This is a genomic window from Pseudoalteromonas sp. ATL1 (assembly GCF_058933015.1).
This window is the reverse complement of sequence record NZ_JBZYXL010000001.1, coordinates 1,360,925-1,382,686: the sequence shown is the minus strand read 5'-3', so window position 1 is coordinate 1,382,686 and position 21,762 is coordinate 1,360,925. Positions and strand designations below refer to the sequence as shown.

The 21,762-nt window shown below is 44.8% G+C and carries 15 protein-coding genes; 2 read left to right on the top strand and 13 right to left on the bottom strand.

The genetic code is table 11. The features are described from left to right. Positions 1–282: 282 nt before the first annotated feature. The 12 genes from AC5FX4_RS06125 to AC5FX4_RS06070 form a co-directional block, all read right to left on the bottom strand. Positions 283–1,290 carry an IS110 family RNA-guided transposase gene (locus AC5FX4_RS06125; RefSeq protein ID WP_493605579.1) on the bottom strand — a complete coding sequence of 336 codons (1,008 nt, stop codon included), beginning with the start codon at positions 1,288–1,290 and terminating at the stop codon, positions 283–285. A gap of 83 nt (positions 1,291–1,373) precedes the next feature. Continuing rightward, positions 1,374–2,096, bottom strand: a complete 723-nt coding sequence (locus AC5FX4_RS06120) for a transposase (protein ID WP_493605578.1) — start codon at positions 2,094–2,096, stop codon at positions 1,374–1,376. A 672-nt stretch (positions 2,097–2,768) separates the two neighbouring features. Beyond that, positions 2,769–3,707: a hypothetical protein gene (locus AC5FX4_RS06115; protein WP_493605577.1), complete on the bottom strand. Its 939-nt coding sequence runs from the start codon at positions 3,705–3,707 to the stop codon at positions 2,769–2,771. A 146-nt stretch (positions 3,708–3,853) separates the two neighbouring features. Further along, on the bottom strand, positions 3,854–5,650 hold the full coding sequence (locus AC5FX4_RS06110) for a restriction system-associated AAA family ATPase (RefSeq protein WP_493605576.1): 1,797 nt from the start codon (positions 5,648–5,650) through the stop codon (positions 3,854–3,856). After that, positions 5,647–7,212 carry a restriction endonuclease subunit S gene (locus tag AC5FX4_RS06105; RefSeq protein WP_493605575.1) on the bottom strand — a complete coding sequence of 522 codons (1,566 nt, stop codon included), beginning with the start codon at positions 7,210–7,212 and terminating at the stop codon, positions 5,647–5,649. The genes AC5FX4_RS06110 and AC5FX4_RS06105 overlap by 4 nt, the downstream gene beginning before the upstream one ends. Next, entirely contained in the window at positions 7,209–8,939 is a 1,731-nt protein-coding gene (locus tag AC5FX4_RS06100) for a type I restriction-modification system subunit M (RefSeq protein ID WP_493605574.1), read from the bottom strand. The genes AC5FX4_RS06105 and AC5FX4_RS06100 overlap by 4 nt, the downstream gene beginning before the upstream one ends. A gap of 12 nt (positions 8,940–8,951) precedes the next feature. Continuing rightward, positions 8,952–11,750: a type I restriction endonuclease subunit R gene (locus tag AC5FX4_RS06095; protein ID WP_493605573.1), complete on the bottom strand. Its 2,799-nt coding sequence runs from the start codon at positions 11,748–11,750 to the stop codon at positions 8,952–8,954. A gap of 3 nt (positions 11,751–11,753) precedes the next feature. Next, positions 11,754–12,005 (bottom strand): helix-turn-helix domain-containing protein, encoded by a 252-nt coding sequence (locus AC5FX4_RS06090; RefSeq protein WP_493605572.1) that lies wholly within the window; start codon positions 12,003–12,005, stop codon positions 11,754–11,756. A gap of 413 nt (positions 12,006–12,418) precedes the next feature. Further along, complete coding sequence (gene gcvP, locus AC5FX4_RS06085) at positions 12,419–15,310, bottom strand: aminomethyl-transferring glycine dehydrogenase (RefSeq protein ID WP_493605571.1); 2,892 nt, start codon at positions 15,308–15,310, stop codon at positions 12,419–12,421. A gap of 172 nt (positions 15,311–15,482) precedes the next feature. Then, positions 15,483–15,872 (bottom strand): glycine cleavage system protein GcvH, encoded by a 390-nt coding sequence (gene gcvH / locus AC5FX4_RS06080; protein WP_493605570.1) that lies wholly within the window; start codon positions 15,870–15,872, stop codon positions 15,483–15,485. Between the two features lie 55 nt (positions 15,873–15,927). Beyond that, on the bottom strand, positions 15,928–17,010 hold the full coding sequence (gene gcvT / locus AC5FX4_RS06075; RefSeq protein ID WP_493605569.1) for a glycine cleavage system aminomethyltransferase GcvT: 1,083 nt from the start codon (positions 17,008–17,010) through the stop codon (positions 15,928–15,930). A 120-nt stretch (positions 17,011–17,130) separates the two neighbouring features. After that, positions 17,131–17,703, bottom strand: coding sequence for a hypothetical protein (locus AC5FX4_RS06070; protein WP_493605568.1), 573 nt, complete (start codon positions 17,701–17,703; stop codon positions 17,131–17,133). Positions 17,704–17,834: 131 nt separating this feature from the next. Between AC5FX4_RS06070 and AC5FX4_RS06065 the strand changes: the two genes are divergently transcribed. Together AC5FX4_RS06065 and AC5FX4_RS06060 are read left to right on the top strand one after the other, a co-directional pair. Beyond that, positions 17,835–18,680, top strand: a complete 846-nt coding sequence (locus tag AC5FX4_RS06065) for a LysR family transcriptional regulator (RefSeq protein WP_493605567.1) — start codon at positions 17,835–17,837, stop codon at positions 18,678–18,680. 22 nt (positions 18,681–18,702) lie between these two features. After that, on the top strand, positions 18,703–20,664 hold the full coding sequence (locus AC5FX4_RS06060) for a winged helix-turn-helix domain-containing protein (RefSeq protein WP_493605566.1): 1,962 nt from the start codon (positions 18,703–18,705) through the stop codon (positions 20,662–20,664). On the opposite strand, the gene AC5FX4_RS06055 is transcribed toward AC5FX4_RS06060, so the two are convergent. Continuing rightward, the gene (locus AC5FX4_RS06055) at positions 20,641–21,750 is read right to left on the bottom strand and encodes an alpha/beta hydrolase-fold protein (protein ID WP_493605565.1); all 1,110 of its coding nucleotides are present in this window, start codon (positions 21,748–21,750) and stop codon (positions 20,641–20,643) included. The genes AC5FX4_RS06060 and AC5FX4_RS06055 overlap by 24 nt on opposite strands. Between the last annotated feature and the right edge of the window lie 12 nt (positions 21,751–21,762).

Below are 21,762 nucleotides of genomic sequence, written 5' to 3'. Positions count from 1 at the left end.
ATCTTCACTCGCGCCCGTTTTTTCTTTAGTTTGATGTCGGATAATCATCCGCACTAGTCACCCATCTGGTTCTAGGTAAGTTGCCTTACCCCAAGCGTTCGCTCCACAAAATACTCGGTGCCAGCAGCGTGTCCATATATAAATAACAGAAACTATGGTTCAATTTAATGACCAACCTTTTAGTGGCTCATGTGCTGGGCGAATGATTAAATTAAGTGGCCGATAAACCCATCCAATCAGAGTCTAGTGGTTCATACCAACCCCATTACTGGCTTGGGTCTATCAGCCGAACGCTTTGCTAACGTCAAACGGTTCATTGTTTTTCATCATATAATAAGCAGCTCTTGCCAATTTGTGAGCTACCGCTCTAATCGCAACGATACCATTCTTCTTTTGGTATTTGCGGTCATAAAATGCTTTTACTTTCGGCTCGTAGCGCACAGCCATGTGTGCTGCTTGTGAGAATGCCCAAGAAAGATATTTATTACCGCTTTTTGCATTACCTTCACCTTTTTTCTTGTTGTTACTCTCACGTAAACTTTGTACGCAGCGGCAATAGGATGCGTAGTCACCTACTGTTTCAAATCGCGTTGTAGTGCCCGTTTCAAGTAGGATGGTAAGCCCAAGTATGGGGCCAATTCCCGTCATGGTTTGCAATAATTCGAGCTGTTTCGGTGCTTCGACGGCTTTTTCAACTTCCTCTTCGAGTAGCTTTATTTCAGACTGGATTGAGCGATAAATACGTAAGTTAGTGTCAGCAGCCGTTTTTAAGTGATGTCTTAATAAAGTCACTTCAAAAGATTTTTTCTTGATTTGACTGCTACTGACCCGAATACCAGAACTACGCCAAATCTGGTTTTGAATAGACAGCAATTGCTTACTGGCTAACTGCACAAGCTGCATCCTTCTGCGTAGCATATCGCGCACCGCACGCTGCTCTTTGGGGTAGATGTATCCCGTAGGCAAAATCCCTAGGCGCATCAAGTGGGCAAGATGAAACGCATCTTTAAAATCACCAGAGTATTTAAGCCCTTCGTATTGTTTAACAGCCGCAGTGTTAACCAAGCGCATCTTAAACCCTTGCTCTGCTAAACCATCAACCAACCAATACCAATTGAACGTTGACTCTACAGCAACCCCAACTAATTGTTCTTTGAAGGGCGTTAAATACTTCAAGCACAATGAAATATCATTGGCGATGCGTTTTGAAAAAACAGTTTGATCGTTCTCATCATTAATAACAATGACGTGATTATTTGAATGTAAGTCGATACCACAGTAAAGTGCCATAACAGCCTCCGGTCAGTCTTGGTTTCAGCACCTGTTAGCATAGCTAACGAAGGCCCCGGAGACTGACTAGAGGATTATCAGAGTCATTGATTCTCTATATTTCGAGAGTTAATAAATGACGCTGACTTCCTATCGCCCCCTTTCGGTAATGGTGATGCCCGCCTACCTGCCATTACCTCTACTTGCCTTTTGAACTTATCGTTGCCAAGCACCCACATTTTGTCTGTTGCGGTTTTGATTTCATCAACCGTCATCGAGGGAATTTCATCATCGAATAGTGCGCTATATCGGGCTTGCCTATCCAGTTTATCTTTACCTAATTGCATATAAAGCGAATGTTCGGTAATTAGCCCAATGGTTTTGCCTACTGCATTGTGTTGATAGCTAGACCAAATATATTCGGCTGGGTGCTTAACCATGCCCGCTCTAACAGGATTTAGTTCAATGTAACGACTCACCACTAAAAAATAATTATCACTATCAACCAGTGTGGATTTAAAGCGCCCTTCCCAAAGTGTACCTGTACGTTTATACGCTTGGTTAAAATACCTGACGTAATAGCGCCCAAGCGACTGCATCAGCTTACTTACACCATTTGGTGTGGTTGGTGTAGCCAATAAATGTACATGATTTGTCATAAGCACGAATGCATGAACTTTAACGTTGTACTCTTTGGCGTAATACTTTAGCTTTTCGAGATAAATGACATAGTCATCAGGTTCAACAAAAGTAATTTGCCTATTATTACCACGTTGAACAATATGCTGCGGTATATTCGGAAGGTTTAATCGAGGTAAACGTGCCATAACTTAAACTAGTCCATTAGTTTATCGTTATATCAGTATAGCTAAGCTAATCAAAAATAAGCGGAATAAAAATCAACGACTCTGACCCCATTGATCCGATGGGTTTATCGGCCACTTAATTTAATCATTCGCCCAGCACATGAGCCACTAAAAGGTTGGTCATTAAATTGAACCATAGTTTCTGTTATTTATATATGGACACGCTGCTGGCACCGAGTATTTTGTGGAGCGAACGCTTGGGGTAAGGCAACTTACCTAGAACCAGATGGGTGACTAGTGCGGATGATTATCCGACATCAAACTAAAGAAAAAACGGGCGCGAGTGAAGATTGAGTGACTAATGTTTTATGCTGAAAATAACTCGGCAGAAATTCACTCGTGTACTTTACAACGGCTGACTAATGGGTGACCCCATTGATCTAAAATAAGCGGAACCAAAATCAACGACTCTGACCCCATTGATGTGACCCCATTGATGTGACCCCATTGATGTGATGCATTGATGTGATGTGTTTACCTAATGAAATCAACGACTCTGACCCCATTGATCTTCATTGATCTTGGCCTGTGGTATTTTGACCGAATAATTAGTCGATGAAGTTGGTGGTGAGTGTGGCCAAGTAGCTTATTCCCTCAGCCTAGTATGTTGTTCTAGTAAAGTCTAAAAAAATCTTACGCTTTAGTCGGTTCAACTCGCAACAACCCCTTTCTATCAGCTTCCCTAAGATAAGCTGATTTCAAGAACGCAGCTTCTACCCACGGTGATTCGTTACAGGCAATTAGTTCTGCTTCCAAAGCTTCTTCAGGTGTGCGTTTATAGTTCTGGCATTCAATTTTTATTCGGTTCATCCAAGCAGTTCTTGTCGCATTTGAGCAGCACTTAGCCGATAGCCGCTTTTTAATTTTATAAAGGTGATTCCAAGTTTCAAGTTCTTCCTCGTAACCTATGCATTCAATATCAACCACAACCTCAGAGGCTTGCTGCGGAAGTCGTGAGAGCGACAAAAACTGAAGTGATATTTCTATATCATATCTACTTTTTGAATACGGGAAGAACGCCCTTCTTGGATTACCGGCATCATCTAATAAGGGATCTTTAGCACCTTTATTTTGCGAGTTACATTTGTAGCATGAAGGAGCGAGGTTTTTTAAGTTTACGGAATTAAATGGGTAAACACTTGAGGGTAAGTAGTGATCGTAAGCTTCACGCGTAGGGTCGTACTCGTTGTCCATCGGCTGCAACCCACAGAACGGGCAACAAGGCAGATCATTTTCTTTTGCAAAATCATTGTAATGGTCATGCAAGTTAGCCCCAATTGTATCCCTGACAAGTTTCAAATTAAAAAATCCGCAGCTATACAGTTTAGAGAAAAAGCTCTGAATTTTTTTATCAAGTTCAGTTTGAGCAGCAGAAGAATAACGAACGGGGTTAGTGGACCCTTCACATAAGGCTTGGATGTTGTTATTTGCTAAAAACTGTTTTTTTAGTGCTTTTAATTCAAGCGGCTTCAATGCTTTAAATTCGTTGAAAATACTATTCACGTATTTGTAGAAAAATGCACCTGCACCATCTTCTTTGCCTGCTTTGTCTTGGCGGTCTAGCTCTTCCATTATTACATACAGCTTGGGCATGCCACTGAATAGATCCAGACTGTATTCGACCGTACCAGCTCGGCACCACACTCTAGCAAAAATATAAGCTATAAAACCATGCATGTAGCGCATTTTGTGAGGTAGTTGAATATAAGGAAATAACATTAATCGCCCTTATTAGAGTGGTTAGTTTGCTCGCCCCTAGCTAATACTTCTTGAATGGCCATTGAGCGCTCAATCGAGTCACCAAGAATATCAATAATCAATTTTGCTAACTTATGCGGTTCAGTTTCCTTAAACTCGCTGGATAGCAAGTGTTTGAGAATGTCTTTTGCGTAGGCGCCAATCGTTTCCTGTTTGTTGAACGTTTCCATGGTGATCAAATTAATTGATGCACCCAGCGTATTGTATTCCGGCTTATGAATACTAACTTCGCGCGTGACTTCATCTTTGTTAAAGACCAGTACCTTGTCCAGCTTGCTGTCGGAGATTAAAAACGGGGAATGAGTGGTGATTAGCATTTCCTGGCTAGCGTTGCCATCCTTCATGAAACACTCGCGCAGGCGACTGATAAAATTAGCACGCCAATTGGGGTTAAAGTGAGTTTCTGGCTCATCAAGTAAAAACAGGCTATTGGTATTTCGGAATAACAAGCACAGGCCAAGGCTGTGCAGCAATTGATGCTCGCCGTCCGAAAGTTCTTTAAGAAGCATTGGCTGATCGACGCCTTGCTTTGTGAAGTAAAAATTTTTAAAACGCATAATGCGCTCATCTGAAGCCAGTGTCGGTACTGTTTCGCTCACATAGTAGCTGCTGCTCTGATACAAATCAGCTTTCAGTTTGTCATTGACGGTGTAGAGATTAAGAGCCAGTAGCACCTGAAAAGCTTGAAACAACGTAAGTGGATCATTGCTGAAGCTTTCACGAAAAGCCTGTTTGGTGGCGTCGTTTACCCAATAATCAAGTACCAATGTATCGTCAGAATCGTCTTCATAGCTCAATGTGGCACAACGTCTTAAGCGCTCTAATATTGGGTCTATTTTTTCATTCGAATCCTCTGTTTTATCAATGTTATACAAAAGATTTAAGTAGTAACGCTCTCTTTGCTCTTCTTCATCATAGAAGGAGCTGAGAGCCCCATTGCGCTGAGTAACGGCGTCAACCGATTTTTCATTTTCTAACGCAAAGGTCTCAAACTGTTCGGCTGTTAATTCTATCCTGCGGCGCAGAATAATGCGAAACTCCTTTAGTGCTTCAATGCCCACATCCTCGCCAAAGGGTTGCAGGGTATCATCACTCAGAAACAACAAATTACATAGTAAAATGGCTTGGCTAAAACTATTATCCATATATGCCATACGGGTTTCCGGGTAGCCGGGGTAAGACAACTGTTGTATTAGCGCATTCCAGTACTCATCAAACTGGATAAAACGCATTTTAAAAAATGGCAGACTTAAAATCTCATTTTCGCCAGAAGAATAACCTAGTACATATTGGGGCAGAATAATATCAGCATAGCCACTGCCGAAGATTTCATTGATGTTGGTATCAAAATCGCCCTGGTTCTCCCACATAAACCGAACCGTTTCACCCGCTTTTTTCCAAACGCCCACCTTGGCCCATTCCTGGCTGTCTGGTCCGCGGTATTCTTTAGGAACACGAATCAGGTAATCCAATTCAAAGGCGGTGGGTGAAAGATCCTGTTCATCACCTTGCAGTGCTTCGGGTAAAAAACTGCGCCTTACCCGCTGAATTTCCAATTGATAAAAAATCGCGGCCAACACCTCCAGTAAATTTGATTTACCACTGCCATTGGGCCCGGCGCAGACAAATGGTGCAAAGTCGTTGGTATTGGCCAGCTCTTCTTGCAAGGTCTGTTTATTGCGAAAGTGGTGCTCAAAGCCAGAAGGTAGGCTACGAAAACCTCTCGGGTCATTGATTTTCAGGCGCACAAGTTTCATGCAGACTTTCCCGTAGTCAATCGAAGGCAGTTTTTTGCTTCATCAAAGTTCTGAAATAACTTTTTAGAAGCTAATGCTTCGAATACCCAGTTTTTTACTATGTCGTAATCGCCCATGCCTAGCTCAAAATCATTATCAGGGTGCAATTCGGCAATACGGGTTTGAGCAGTTGCTAAAAATTTGTCTATCGAAAATTCAGCTCTACCTATTTGTTGGTAAAAACTTTCCAACCACTCATTCAGTAAACGTTCGCGCAGTGACACATCCGTTAGCGCATCTAACAGATATTCGGTATCAGGAAAGTTGATGGAAACATCTTCTGCCTCTGATATTTCGACCACTTCAGAGTGGTTTGCTTCTGCTACCTCATCCCTAACATCAAATAAAGACACTTGCGATAAATTCAGCTCGCCTTTAAACGCTTGTTGGCTAAATGCACCATAGAGAGATTCGAGCTCTAACAGGCTTCGCTGATAACTGTGCTTAACTTCATCAACCTTTTCATGAATAGTTGCAAAATTATCCTGAACTTCAATTGGAGGACGTTTAAGTTTTGTTTCTTTGATAATTCCTAGGTTTAGGCCGCTCATAATTGCACCACGACTTTTACTTTTGAACTGGTCCAGAATGTAAGGGCTAGAATGTATCGAATACGAAACAAATATTGGATTCGCTATATTTTTGTTAAGAGTGATCGCGGCCAAATGCTTGGTATTGATCGCCAATGGAATGTCATTAGGTATTACTGCTGAGCGTCCTATAGTGCCCATAATTGTTACTATTACATCGCCTGGATATATTCGGTAGTTTTGAAGTTCTTGATACTTTTCTTGGGTAATATAGCGTCGCTCTCCCCACATAAACCTGTTTTGCACAGCATTATCTATACCTAACACAGATACATCACCGTCTTCAGTAAATTCGCTGTGGAGTAAATTCGATCCAAAGGGGCCTGTGCGCATTGCCCCTTTATGTTTTTCAGCCAGATCTTTGATTTCAACTAATGGCCAGTCGTGATATCCAACTGATGACGGCGAAAACATTTCCAAAAACACACTTTTGAGTAAATCGTCGAGCTGTTGCAGGTGTTGTTTGCGCTGAACTATCAGTCTTTCCACTTTGCCAAGTAGATGAGCGATACGGATTTGGTCGTGAAGCTCAATTTTTGGCAAAGGGATGCCTTCAAGAGCTTTTCGATTGATGTGTGGAATAGTCGCACCTGTCGCAGTTTTACGTAAGTAATCAAACTGGGACTTTAAAAAGAGGCCTAAAAACGGGGGATATAGTTTTGATTCAGGCTTAATTCGCAACCGAGCAATTGTGCTTCCAATGTAACCATTCTTTCCATAACCGATTGTTCCTGCATTAGCGCCATCCCACGCAATAAGAACATCATCTGGAACAGCCTCCACACCCTTTTTATCATCTGTGTAGCGTAGAAGATCGTCATTTCGAAGATCATCAATACCAATTAGGCGTTTCGCAGCGCTAGAGGGTGATTCATTAATTTCATGCTTCTTTCCCTTTGATATGGTGATTGCTGAACCTAGAGACTGTGTCATCCCACCATCCCCTTTAGCTCTAGCAACTCACGCACAATCCCGCTTTGCACAATGGCTAAATCTGCGTCTTCCAAGTCACCCACTTCCGCCTGAATCAAGCGTTCTAAAATCACGCCGGGCGCGTCGTAGTGCACCTCTTCAAATACATCTTCTTTGTAGCGGCTTAGCGACAGGTCATAGCCTTCCGCTTCAATCTCACTGCGTGGCACCATAAAGTATTTGGCGGTGCGGTCATTCTCTTGTTGAGAGTCTTTCTCCGCATTACGGGTGTGGTACTTTTCGATAATGTCCTGCAGGTCGCCCCAGCTGTCTTTGCCATCAGGGGTCTTTTGTTTTGTTCTTTTGTCATCCAGCGAATAACCATCGGCAGCCATTTCGTAGAACCAGACGTTGTCGGTCGCAGGTTTATCAACCTTGTCTTTTGGCCCCCAGACTTTGGTGAATAACAAAATGGCGGTGCTGACCCCGGCATAAGGTTTAAACACGCCGCTTGGCAGGGTGATAACGGCTTTTAAATCGCACCGCTCCACTAATATTTTGCGTAAATCCTTAAAGGCTTTGCCGGAACCAAACAGCACGCCCTGCGGCACAATTACGCCTGCGGTGCCGCCTTTTTTCAGCAGACGGTAGATATTCTCGACAAACAGCAGTTCCGATTTGGTAGTAGAAAGTTGCAGGTTTTCGTTGATGTCGCCTTTATCGATGCTGCCGGTAAAGGGTGGGTTGGCCATGATGATGTCGTATTCGGCTTCTTGGTTGTAACTTTTACTGAGGGTATCTTTGTAGTCGATATTGGGCTCGTCGATGCCGTGCATCATCAGGTTCATTAAACCCAAACGCACCATAGTACTGTCGATGTCGTAACCCCAGAGCGAGGCACTTAAAATCGCTTGCGCCTTGTCGGTCAGGGTTGAAGCAACGGATGTACGTATAAAACCATCTTCATCGGGTACCAAATCTTTTTTACCCGATTTTTTGGCCAGCTCAGTAACAATGTATTGATAAGCGCCCAGCAAGAAGCCGCCAGAACCACAGGCCGGGTCGGCTATTTTATGGCCCAGTTGTGGTTGTACTAAATCGGCCAGCAGTTTGATGATATGACGCGGGGTGCGGAACTGGCCGTTTTTACCGGCGGTGGCAATTTCTGAAAGCAGCATTTCATAGACATCGCCCTGAATATCCTGAAAGGCTTGGCCTTTTTCTTCGGAATCTTTCTCCATGACGGTAAAGATCTCGTCGATAGTTTTTACCGCTTCGACCAACAGTGCCGGTTTAGGGATAATAAACACGGCGTTTTTCATGTGGTGGGTAAAATTGCTTTCGGCCCCGTTTAAGTCTTTTAAAAACGGGAACACTTTGCCTTGCACGTGTTGCAGCATCTCTTCGGCCTGCATGCGTTTGAATTCACTCCAGCGCAGGGTGCGTTTTTCAATGGCGTATTTTTTTTCTTCTTCAAGTTTTTTCGCCCAATCTGCGTCAGTATCCTTGTCTTCTCTGCGCGCTCGATATTCCGGTGGAATCCATTGGCCTTCAAACTTGGAGGTATAAGCTTCTTCTGTCCATTCAGCATCGGCCTGTCGTTTTAAATCCAGCTCATCAAGGCGTTTCATAAACAGCAAGTAGGTGATTTGCTCAATAGCAGTCAGCGGGTTACTGATGCCGCCGCTCCAGAATTTATTCCACAGCTGGTCGATTTTGATTTTGAGTTCGGGGTTGTTTTGTAACATGGCTTTACCTTGTTAAGCGGCCAGCGTTTGAGCTAGCTGCAAAATGTCGTTGATTTCGCTAGGGCTGAATACCCCGCGTATCCCCTGTGGATGAATCACCGTAAAGGGGGCGTTGATTAAATCTTTTTTCTCAACTTTTTCGCGTTCAATAATGAAGTTTTTCAATAGGTTCAAAAACTCCAACTGGCGGCTGTTGAGCGTGGTATGGGCACGAATAAACTGATCAAAGGCCGAGCTGACTTCATCGGGGAAGCTTTTTAATACTTCCATGCCCAGAATGTGGCGAATAAACTGGATAAAACGGGCCTTGCGGTTTTTATATACCTGACGCAGCAGGTTTTCGGTAATGTGAGGGTGTTCTTCATGTAGCAGTTCGGCCAGTTGTTGGGCTTCGTCGCTGTTTACCGCTTCGCCATTTTTGATCTTTTGCAATATGGGGTTATGGTCGGTAAGTTCGGCGATCAGGCTTTCGACCATTTCACGGTAACGGGTGACGCTCACCGCTTCGTTTTGCGGGCCAAACTCCACCCATTCTTTTTTGTGCAACTCATCCATTAGATCAAGATGGATTTGCTCTTGCCCGCTATCTTGCTCGCGGAACTTCATGAGCGAGCCAAGTTTTGCCACCATCTCATCAAAGCGATCTTCGTCGGCCTTGCTCCAATACAGCGGTGTTTGCGCGGCGCGGATCAGTTCCTCTTCGATTTTGACAAACGGCACCGATAACGGCAGTTCGCTGATTTTCTCAACGATGCCTTCTTTAATGGTTTCGGCCTGTTCTTTTTCTTCCCTTATCACTGCCAGCGAGTATTCCAGCACATCGCGTTCAAAACGCATGGCTTTGAAGTCGGCTTCAGAGACGGTGCGGAACAGCGGTTTGATGTAGGTACGCAAAAATTCGATTTTATCGTGGTTGAGCGTGAGCCAGAAGTTGTCATCACTGAGACGCGCCAGTTGTGCGGCAGCTTCTTTAATGACCACAGAATTTTGTGGTAAGGTGGCAATTTGGTTGCGTAGTTTTACCACTTCACGTGCGGCGATATCGCCAAAGCCAGCGTCATTGGCTGCTTCGATTTTATCCAGTCGTAAGCCGGCTAATTTAACGGGCAGCGGTAACTGGGGTTTGAGTTCTTTCCCTTTGGGGTTGAGCTTGAAGTATTCGAAGTTATCCCAGCAGTCGAGAATCAAAAACACGTCTTTTTCTAAACACCAGGGTTTAGGTTTACTGGCTTCTAGCAAACGTGTACCACGGCCAACCATCTGCCAGAATTTGGTGTAGGAGTATACGGGCTTGGCGAATACAAGGTTTACAATTTCGCGCACGTCGATACCGGTATCGAGCATATCCACACTGATGGCAATGCGCGGCATATCGTCATTGGTAAACTGGTCGAGCAGGCCGCCTTTGCCGTAAACACGTGGGTCATCCGATACTAGTACCTTGGCCAGCTCGCCGTGGTATTGGGGGTAGAGCTTATCGAAGATTTCTTCCATACGGCGGGCGTGAGCTTTGGTGGCGCAGAAAAAAATGGTTTTACCGGGCAACACGCCGTTGGCGTCTTTAATGGCTTCTTCCATAAATTCGCGCACGATCAGGGTGTTGGTGCCCTTGTTGACCACCTGTTTTTCCAGCTGGGTGCCTTCGAAGTTGATGTCTTCGACTTCTTTGCCTTGCAGGATCAGTTTTTTCTGGTCTTCTAATGAAATTGTGCGCTTGCTAATGCCTTCCATTTGGAACTTGGTCTGAATTTTCATCACCTGAAAATTGCAGAGGTAGGGCGGCACGTTGTTAACAGCTTCTTCGTAGGTGTAGGCAAAGGTGGGGATACCATCTTCGCAGTGAAACAGCTCAAAGGTGTTGTGGTCGATAATGTCGGTCGGTGTGGCCGTTAAACCCATGGTGATGGTTTTAAAATAATCGAGCACTTCACCAAAAGTGTTATAGATGGAGCGGTGACTTTCATCGACCACGATAAAATCGAAAAAGTGTGGCGAGAGATGTTGTGACTCATCGCGGATGATATTGAGCATGGTCGGGTAAGTAGCGACATACACGCGCCGGTCTTTGGCGATTAACTTTTCGCCCACATTGGGCCAACGCGGTTCGTTGGGCATGTGCTCTTTAAAGGCGGCCAGGGCTTGTTCGCGCAGCGCGATGCGATCTACAAGAAACAACACTTTTTCCGCATGGCCGGCTCGCATCAGTACATCAGTAAGGGCGATACAGGTGCGTGTTTTACCAGTGCCGGTTGCCATTACCAGCAGAAAGTCTCGCTTCTTTTGTTCGATACCTTCGAGCACGGAACGAATGGCACGGATTTGGTACTCGCGCCCGGCAATGGACGTATTGATAAATTCTTGCGTGAGTGGCTTACGATTACGGCGAATGTAAGCGAAGCGTTCTAAATCATCCCGCGTAGGAAAGCCAACGACTTTGCGCGGCGGGGCATTCTCCAAATCCCAAAAGTAAAGTTCGTGCCCATTGGTGTAAAAGCAGAATGGCAGCTCGCCACTCAATTGCTTTTGGATGTTGTAGCAGTATTGTTTGGCTTGCTCGCGGCCAATGGCGGCGTCTTTTGACGTTTTTTTGGCTTCGACTACGGCTAGTGGTTTGCCATTTTTCCCTAGAAGTACATAGTCACTGAATTGATGGCCTTCGTACTTGGTGCGCGGCTCGGCTAGACCTTCGGGCAAGTCAGTCACAATGTCGAATTCTTCAACAACTTGAGTTGGGTCTTTTCCGTTCCAGCCTGCGAGCGCCAGCTGTTGGTCGATAAGTGCTGACCGGGTTTGTGCTTCGGTTTTGCTCATTTGCTACTGCGCTCCTTGCTTGCCAATCTGCTCTTCATCTGCCCCACCAGTACGTACCCATTCATCCACCTCAGATAGCTGAAACTTCCAAAGGCGACCGATTTTATGTGCGGGCAGGCCTTTGCGTTCGCGCCAGCGGTAGACAGTATCTTTGGCGATGCCTAAGTGTTGAGCAACTTCGAGGGCTGTAACCCAGGATTCGGTGGACATGGTTTTAGCACCCGATAAAAGACTAAAGTCGTTTAAAATCGTCAACAGTCTACCCAATTAACCTTTAAATGACTATATCAAATTACATAGCACGGTACTTTTCATGCTGACGTTTTGGCATTTAATTGCCGTTAAAGCAGAATGAAAACATCATATTTAATTGCGTAAAGGCCCAAAGGCGCATGTTCGGCATAGGTGCATTCAAAGCGATATTTATGATTCCATGAAATAAGCTATCGGAGTTCCCTTAATACTTCCAAAACGAATATAGAACAAGATCAAAGAGGGTCTAGCCTGAAGCACTAAATGTGTTTTCATCTAAAACAAAAAAGCGAACCAACTGGTTCGCTTTTTCATTTTTGATAACCTCAAAATTCAACTATCGGTTGCAAACTTTATTTGAGTTGCAAACTTAATTCAGATAGTTGCATTCTTTATTCGAGATCGACACCCAAAACTTACTCAGCGTAAGTCTCTACCGCTGGGCATGAACAAATTAGGTTACGGTCGCCGTATACATCGTCGATACGGGTTACTGTTGGCCAGAATTTGTCTTTTGCTACGCTTGGTACTGGGAATGCAGCATAGAAACGGTCGTATGCGCGATCCCACTCGTTGCCAAGTACGTCAGCTTGCGTGTGCGGTGCAAAAACCAGTGGGTTGTTTTCGATTGACCACTCGCCTGAGATGATCTTGTCGATTTCACCCTTGATTGACACCATCGCTTCGATAAAGCGGTCAATTTCAACCTTAGACTCAGATTCCGTTGGCTCAATCATCAAGGTGCCAGCTACTGGGAACGACATAGTTGGTGAGTGGAAGCCGTAGTCTTGTAGACGTTTAGCTACATCCATTTCAGTGATGCCAGAGGCTTCTTTGATTGGACGTAAGTCAACGATACACTCGTGCGCAACGCGGTTGTTTTGACCACGGTACAAAATTGGGTAGTGTTCGCTTAACTTTTCAGTTAGGTAGTTAGCGTTCACAATCGCCATTTCTGTTGCTTGCTTTAAGCCTTCGCTGCCCATCATGGCAATGTATGCCCAAGAGATAGGTAGAATTGCCGCTGAGCCGTAAGGCGCTGCTGAAACCGCACCGTTACCTTCTGTCGTGCCTGCAACGTTGATCACGCTGTGGTTAGGCATAAATGGCGCAAGGTGTGATTTAACACCGATAGGGCCAACACCTGGGCCACCGCCACCATGTGGAATACAGAATGTTTTGTGTAGGTTAAGGTGCGATACGTCTGAGCCGATTGAACCTGGGCTTGTTACACCAACCTGTGCGTTCATGTTTGCGCCGTCCATGTAAACCTGACCACCGTACTGGTGTACGATGTCACACACTTCTTTGATGGTTTGCTCGTAAACACCATGCGTAGATGGGTAAGTAACCATGATACAAGACAGGTTTTCAGCAACATCTGCCGCTTTCGCGCGTAGGTCTTCCATATCAATGTTACCGTTCTTATCACAGCCAACCACCACAACTTTCATGCTGGCCATTTGCGCAGACGCTGGGTTAGTACCGTGCGCAGAGCTTGGGATCAAACAGATGTTACGGTGACCTTCGCCACGTGACTCGTGATATTTACGAATAGCGATAAGACCTGCGTATTCCCCTTGTGCACCTGAGTTAGGCTGTAGTGATACCGCATCGTAGCCTGTGATGTTTACTAACCAGTCATGCAACTCGTTGATCATCACTTGGTAGCCTTGTGCTTGATCAAGTGGGCAGAACGGGTGTAGCTCTGCAAACTCAGGCCAAGTCACTGGGATCATTTCCGCAGTCGCGTTTAGCTTCATGGTACATGAACCTAACGAGATCATTGAGTGGTTAAGCGCTAAGTCTTTATTTTCAAGGCGCTTGATGTAACGCAGCATTTCAGTCTCGCTGTGGTACGAGTTGAAGTTAGGGTGCGTTAAAATTTCGTCATCGCGAACTAGGCTTGCAGGAATACCTGTAATGTCATCTTTGCTAACTTGTGTATCTAACGCGTCAACGTCTAAGCCGTGGCCTTCGCCTAGGATGATGTCAAACAACTGTGCAACGTCTGCACGTGTGGTTGTTTCGTTTACAGAGATTGAGTATTCACCTGCGTGGTTTGTTGCAAAGTTAACCTCTGCTGCAATAGCGCGTGCGATTACGTCGTCTTTGTTATCCGCTACAACCGTTAACGTGTCGAACCATGTGTCATGCTTAAGCGCAACGCCTTTAGACTTAAGACCCGTCGCTAGAATGCTTGCAAAACGGTTAATACGCTGAGCAATTGTTTTTAGGCCCTGTGGACCGTGGTACACCGCGTAGAATGCGGCCATGTTAGCGAGCAATACTTGCGCTGTACAAATGTTTGAGTTGGCTTTTTCGCGGCGGATGTGTTGCTCACGCGTTTGCATTGCCATACGTAGTGCATCGTTACCTAAACGGTCTTTTGAAACACCAATGATACGACCTGGTAGTGAACGCTTGTACGCATCACGTGTTGCAAAGAAGGCCGCGTGTGGACCACCGTAGCCCATCGGCACACCAAAGCGCTGTGCAGAACCAAGTACTACGTCAGCACCTAGTTTGCCCGGTGCTTTAAGTAGCATTAAGCTCATAATGTCAGCAGCAACGCAGGCAATTGCCTTTTTGCTTTGTACTTGTGCGATTAGCTCTTGTACGTCAACCACTTCACCCGTTGTGCTTGGGTATTGGAATAACGCACCAAAAATGTCGTGGTTTGCTGCGTCACTTGCAGGGCCTACTACCACTTCAAAACCAAACTGCTCGGCACGCGTTGCCACTACGTCGATAGTTTGTGTGTGTACGTCATCAGCAATGAAGAAAATGTTCGCTTTTTTCGCTTTAGCAACACGCTTAGCAAGCGCCATTGCTTCTGCCGCTGCTGTTGCTTCATCAAGTAGTGAAGCTGAAGCTAGGTCTAAGCCTGTTAAGTCAATCGTAAGAGTCTGGAAGTTTAGTAATGATTCTAAACGGCCTTGTGCGATCTCTGGCTGGTATGGAGTGTATGCCGTGTACCAACCTGGGTTTTCAAGTACGTTACGTAAAATCACGTTTGGTACATGCGTTGGGTGGTAACCCTGACCAATGTACGACTTGAATACTTTGTTTTGGCTTGCAACTGATTTTAGGTAGCTAAGCGTTTCAACTTCAGTACGGCTTTCGCCGATGTTTAACCCTTGCTCTAAACGGATAGCCGCAGGTACAGTTTGACCGATCAGCTCTTCAACACTCGATACCCCAAGAGCGTTTAGCATGTCAGTTACTTGCGCCGGGCTTGGGCCGATATGGCGACGAATAAAATCTTGCTTTTGCTCTAACTGTTCAAGAGATTTGGCGTTTGACATTAGTCCAGATTCCTATGATCCAAATTAAAAAGTGTGTTTGTCACAAATGGCCTTGGTAACGGCAGAGTAACAAAACTAAATCAGCCCATGCGATATGGCACATGGGCCAAAAAATTTCTACGATAACAATAAAAGCCCCAATAAATGGGGCCTTTAAAAAGACGTAAAACGATTAGTCTTCGTCGATAGTGTTAGCGTAATCTTCAGCGCTTAGAAGATTTTCAAGCTCTGACTCGTCAGACGCTTTGATGCGGAATAACCAACCGTCGCCGTATGCGTCGCTGTTAACCGTCTCAGGTGCATCTTCTAGCTCTTCGTTGATAGCAACGATAGTGCCTGAAATTGGTGCGTAGATATCAGAAGCGGCTTTAACCGACTCAGCTACCGCGCAGTCTTCACCAGCATCTACTTCGTCGTCTACTTCTGGTAATTCTACGAATACCATGTCGCCTAGAAGTTCTTGAGCGTGCTCAGTGATACCTACAGTGTAAGTGCCATCGCCTTCAGCGCGAACCCACTCGTGTGAAGACGCGTACTTTAACTCGCTAGGAATGTTGCTCATCTTTTTGTTCCTTTGGTTCGGTGTTTAGGGCGGTTAAGCCACCCTTTTTTTAATATTAAATAACTGCTTTGCCGTTACGTACGAAGCAAGGCTTCACTACTTTAACGTCAACAAGCTTTTTGCGCATTTCAACTTGGGCTGTGTCACCTGTAGAGCGTGGTACACGCGCTAGTGCAACACTAAAGCCTAAAGTTGGCGAGAATGTACCAGAAGTGATAACACCTTCGCCACCTTCTACGATAACTTTAGAGCCGCCACGAAGTACACCTTTGGTTTCTAAAACTAAACCAACCAATTTGTCGGTGCTCTTGTTAGCGCGTTGTTGCTCAAGCACTGAACGACCAATAAAATCGCGATCTTCTGGCTCCCAAGCGATAGTCCACGCCATGTTAGCAGCCAGTGGTGATACAGACTCATCCATATCTAAACCGTACAAGTTCATGCCCGCTTCTAAACGTAGCGTATCACGCGCGCCTAAGCCAGCAGGAGCCACGCCTGCCTCTAACAATTTTTGCCAAAGATCTGCTGCGTCGTCGTTATGTACCACAATTTCGTAGCCGTCTTCACCGGTGTAACCCGTTGTAGCGATGAATAAGTTACCCGCTTGAACACCAAAGAAAGGCTTCATGCCTTCAACAGCAGCTTGTTGCTCGTCGCTTAATACCGCCGCAGTTTTTGCTTTCGCGTTTGGACCTTGTACAGCAATCATTGCGTACTCAGGGCGCTCTGTTACTTCAACTGCGTAACCTTCAGATACTTTAGCAATGTGCGCTAAGTCTTTTTCACGGGTTGCTGAGTTTACAACTAAACGGTAGCTCGTCTCTGAGAAGAAGTAGATGATAAGGTCATCAATCACACCGCCCTGCTCATTCAGCATGCCGGTATAAAGTGCTTTGCCAGGAACTTTTAACTTTGCAACGTCGTTTGCTACCAGTTTACGCAAAAATGCTTGTGCATCATCACCTGCAACATCAACAATTGTCATGTGAGAAACATCGAACATGCCTGCATCATTACGTACCGCGTTGTGCTCTTCAATTTGTGAACCATAGTTGATTGGCATTTCCCAACCGTGAAAATCCACCATTTTCGCGCCAGCTTCAAGATGCTTAGCATGTAACACTGTTTTAGAAGTCATATCAGTCCTTCACTTATCAATACTCAGTAAGCACGCTTACTGAACTGTACCTCTTAAGAGGCGGGGTTAATTCAATAGCAACAAGGGCGCTCTGAAATAGAGTGCCCTTGTTATTTTGATTTAGTTTAGGTTAAAGCCTTGCGCTTGCAATGCAGCTTGCCACTTATCTAGTGTTGGCTGTTGCGCAATGAGTTGATAACGCTGCTCACCTTCCTCTAATAAAGAGGTAACGAATACTTCACCGCTTTGTCTGCCGTAGCAAACAAGTTCATCTGACAGTCTTAAGCCCGGTGTTAGCTCAAAACTTGAAATCAATGTATCAAATGCTTGGCGACCGGATAGTGTGGTAATGGCTAGGTCATCACGTACCACCAGCTCAATATCGTAGTCTTCCACATGATTTGCAACAAACTGCTCAAGGGTGGTCACCGTGCTGCTTTCAACGACAAATCGGTAGGCTGTTTCACTGAAGTAATACACGGTAAACGCCGCCCCGCTGTCTAATGCGCCTTTAATACCAAGGCCAGGTGCCATCAGCTTATTGAGGTTTAACCCCATTTGCTGATTTAAAAAAGGTGTCGCTTCAAAGCCACTGAAGTCCAACACAGTCAAACTTTGGGTTGCCACCATGCAATTATGCGCTGGAGTTGTACCTTGACGGTGCTTAGCAAACATTGTGGGTGCAAAAGTCATTGATGACACCTTAATTAAATTTCGATAAGCACAGAGTATATTGATGGCAAAAGCCAACAACAAATTGTAATTATTTATCCATTGATAAATAATACTTATGTAATTAGCTTTGTTAAATAGTATTTATTAATATGAAGAACTTATCCATTGATGGCTTGCGTACTTTAGTGACGGTGGTTGAAGTCGGCGGCTTTGCCAAAGCTGGCGAGCTACTCGGTCTTTCGCAACCCGCTGTATCACTGCAGATCAAGCGCCTTGAAGATATGCTTAACTGCAAACTGTTTAAAAAACAGGGGCAAAGACAAGTACTCAATCAGTATGGCGAGTTGTTACTGCCACTTGCAAAGCAAATGTTGCAGCAAAACGATGCCATTATTCAGCAGTTCACCTCAGAGAGCGTCACCGGTAAAGTGCGCTTAGGCATACCCAGTGAATTTGCAGCGCGTATCCTGCCAGCCATCATTGGCGACTTCGTGTCTTTATATCCCGATGTATCGCTCGAAGTGAAATCGCGTTTAAGTAAGCACCTGCTGTCAGCTTCTCGGCAAGATCAATTCGACTTAGTATTGGCGCTTAACGAGCAGTTAGACTCTGCACAGCATCCTATTTTTATGCAAGACCAGTTGGTGTGGGTGGGCGACTTATCCAAAGCCGAAGGGCAACTGGTGACCTTAGTTACTGCGCCAGAAGGCTGTATTTATCGCCGCCGCGCCATTGAGGCGCTACAACAAGCGGGCATTAAACACCGAATTATTTACAGCAACGCCGACTTAACCGGGCTTATCGCCGCACTCAAAGAAGGTTTAGGGATCACCGTACTAGCAAAAAGCACCGTGCCTGCCGACTTGAACTACCAAAGTCATACCACCAATTTGCCTGAGCTGGGGCAAATTGGTATTTGTTTGGTGAAAAACTCCGCCGAGTCCTTACACGCGGTAGATAAACTGGCAGAGTTTATCGCGCTGCGCTTAGGTTAACTTGCGTGCGGAAAGTCAAACTATGATAACAATAAATGACAAACAATTAGACTTAACGACTGGTGAATTACATCAAAACAATCAAGTCACCCAGCTAGAGCCTAAAGTCTTGGCAGTGTTTATTGCATTGTACCAAGCCAAAGGTCAATTGGTGACCCAACAAGCTTTACTTGAGCAAATTTGGCCTGAGAGTATCGTCGCACCAAATGCGCTACAACGCTGCATTACTCAACTACGCAAACATCTTGGTGATACCGACAAAAGCCTGATCCAAACCTTTCCTAAAAAGGGTTACCGCTTGTGTCTTGGTAACAATGCTCAAGCACATACTAAACAGATTAATAAACCCCGCGCCTTAGTGCTCATGTTATTGTTGGCCGTGTGCACCATCAGTGCGATTGCACTTATTTACTCCCTAAAAGTGCCTAAGCAACAACCAAGTATTGCAAGCATTAGATCTATCACCTACGCAAAACAGCCACAATTTTTAGGCCGACATACAAAAGGGTATTATGCGTATGTAGAGCGCACTGACGAGAGCGAACAGCTGCAACTTTTTCACATTACAAGCCAACACACCAAAACCTTACTTAAAAAGCCTCATTTTTATAGTGCGCCTAGTTTTAGCCCAAATGGCAAAACAATCGCAATAAGTATACAAGCCACGCATTCGAACAAAACAAAATGCAGCCAAGTTACTATCATACATATACCAACACATGCTCAGCAAAATAAGGGACCTTGCACAGCCCCCTTTACACAGCAAGTGCATTGGTTAAATGACGAGCTGCTGCTATTAAGGTCTGGTAACCAGCTACATACATTAGCTATCAACTCAGGGGATCACCTACCCATATCACTACCTACGCGCATACACACACTTACGAGCGTACAAAAAATAACACACGATACACTGCTTATTGCTGGGTATGATGCGAATAACAAATCACGAGTTTGGCAAGTAGCGCTTGAACATAACAACGCCCAGATCACTCATATACTGGAACTAGCTTATGATGCACAGCACACTTCAATGATTGTGTTAGATAAACATCATCAGATACATAGCGCGAACAATACACTGTATTTTTATCGTGACTTTAAATTGGTTAGCCAACAAACAGTACATGGCTACAATAAAATTACATTAGAGGATGTAATACACGAGCGGGCCCTGCTCGCCACGCAATCGTATCAAGATTTTGATATTATTGAGCGGCATTTTAAAAATGAGTACCCAGAGCAATTTGACGATATCACACATGCTAGCAGTGAATTTATTGAGCAAGATGGGCAATACCAGCCAAATGGACAACACATTGCTTTGCTGTCATCTCGCTCTGGCAACATGCAAATTTGGCTTACGGGTGAACAACCTCACCAACTGACATTCGCACAACCCGTTGACAACTTTGTTTGGCAGCAAGATGGCAGCGCGCTGTGGTTTTTAAGCGAGCAAACACTCAATAAGGTTACTTTGGATGGTCGGCTCATACACTTTCCTATGGATGTCTCACTATCACAGTTATTTCAACATCGTATTCACAATGGCGAGCACTACTTACTTGCTGCAGAGCTTTCAACAGGTCACCTTCTGCAAGTTAATCTTAATACAGGCAAGAGCACTAAACTGCTCGCCGACAAGACCGATTGGGCGCAACAAAGCAGTACCGGGCAGTTATTTGTAGCCATTAATGGTATTGGCAAATTAAAACAGTTACTCAATCACTCACTCAATGATGTACGCAGTTTTTCGGATAAGCAGTTGCAGTGGCGCTTTTATTATCGAGAAGGTTTGCTCCTGGTACCAACCAAGTCAAAGGCTATTTGGGCATATAACCCAAAGAGCCAACACCTACAGATAGTAGGCTACTTTGATAAAGCAACTTACTTAGCAAGCGATATAACCGCCCAACCGTTTAGTATGCTTACAACTTCACCGAGTGAGCATCGAGCTAACTTAGTTAAAGTGTTGCTCAACTAAGCGCGTGATATAACCCTGCGCCTCAGCGTTATTTTGCACTTCAGCCAGTGCTAGTGCTTTTTGCAATTGTGGTTTTGCTAACGCAGCTTGCTTGGCATTTAATAAGGCTTGGCCGTACCTAAGGCGATAAATAATATTGTTTGGGTTGTTTGAAGTAAGGTATTCAAACACTTCTTTACCTTTTTCTTTACGCTTTTGTGCGAAATAGTAATTGGCCAAATCGAGCAACTTTTGATCGGCCGGCATGTCGTAACCATATTTTTTATTTGCTATTTGTTGTTGCTCAAGTACGCCGTGGATCCCCAGCTTTGCATAGGGCTCAAAGTTGTCGATATACATATCGGAAAATACAGCTTTTGCCCCGCGCTCAAAGGATAATATTGGGCCTGACATATAGTTTTGCTCACTCAAATCGTCAAAAACGGTTTCTCCAACATGTTGGTACTGTGCTTTAAGTTGCTCAAAGTAAACTCGATTACCGGCAAAGTTTCCTAGTGACAAATATAAAAACCGCCCCTTCAGTGTACTACCTAAACTCTTATGCAAAGATTGATGCCACGCGTTTGGCGCCACTTCTAGCGCAGGACTTGCGATCACCGCAGCTTGATATTCAAGGGGATGCATGGCAAATAATTCAAGCGCAAGATTCCCTCTACTAGAAAAACCTTCAATCACGGTATAAGGCGCTACTCGGTAGCTTTTTCGAATGAGAGGATACACCTCGCTATGCAGCACCTTCGCAAATAATTGTGTATGACCTCCCTGCGCTACTTGCTCCTTGCTGCTTTGCTCAATATCAGGCAGCTGTACCATTATCATTTGTGGCATAGGGCCAAAATCAACATGCGTTAACCAATCAAGCTGCGCTTGCACCATGATCATACGACTTGACCCCGCACTGGTAACAAGTAAAGGGTATTGCTTAGTATTGTTTTCATCGTAATTGAAAGGAAGATAAACATTGAACGTTAGGTCGTGCCCTAACTCTTTGGATTGAATTGTGAGTGCTTGTTTTGATGAGGTAATTGCAAATGCATATTGGCTCGAAAGCCACATCAAAAAAATAAAAGTGAATACGCTTCTCATTAGGTGCTCCAA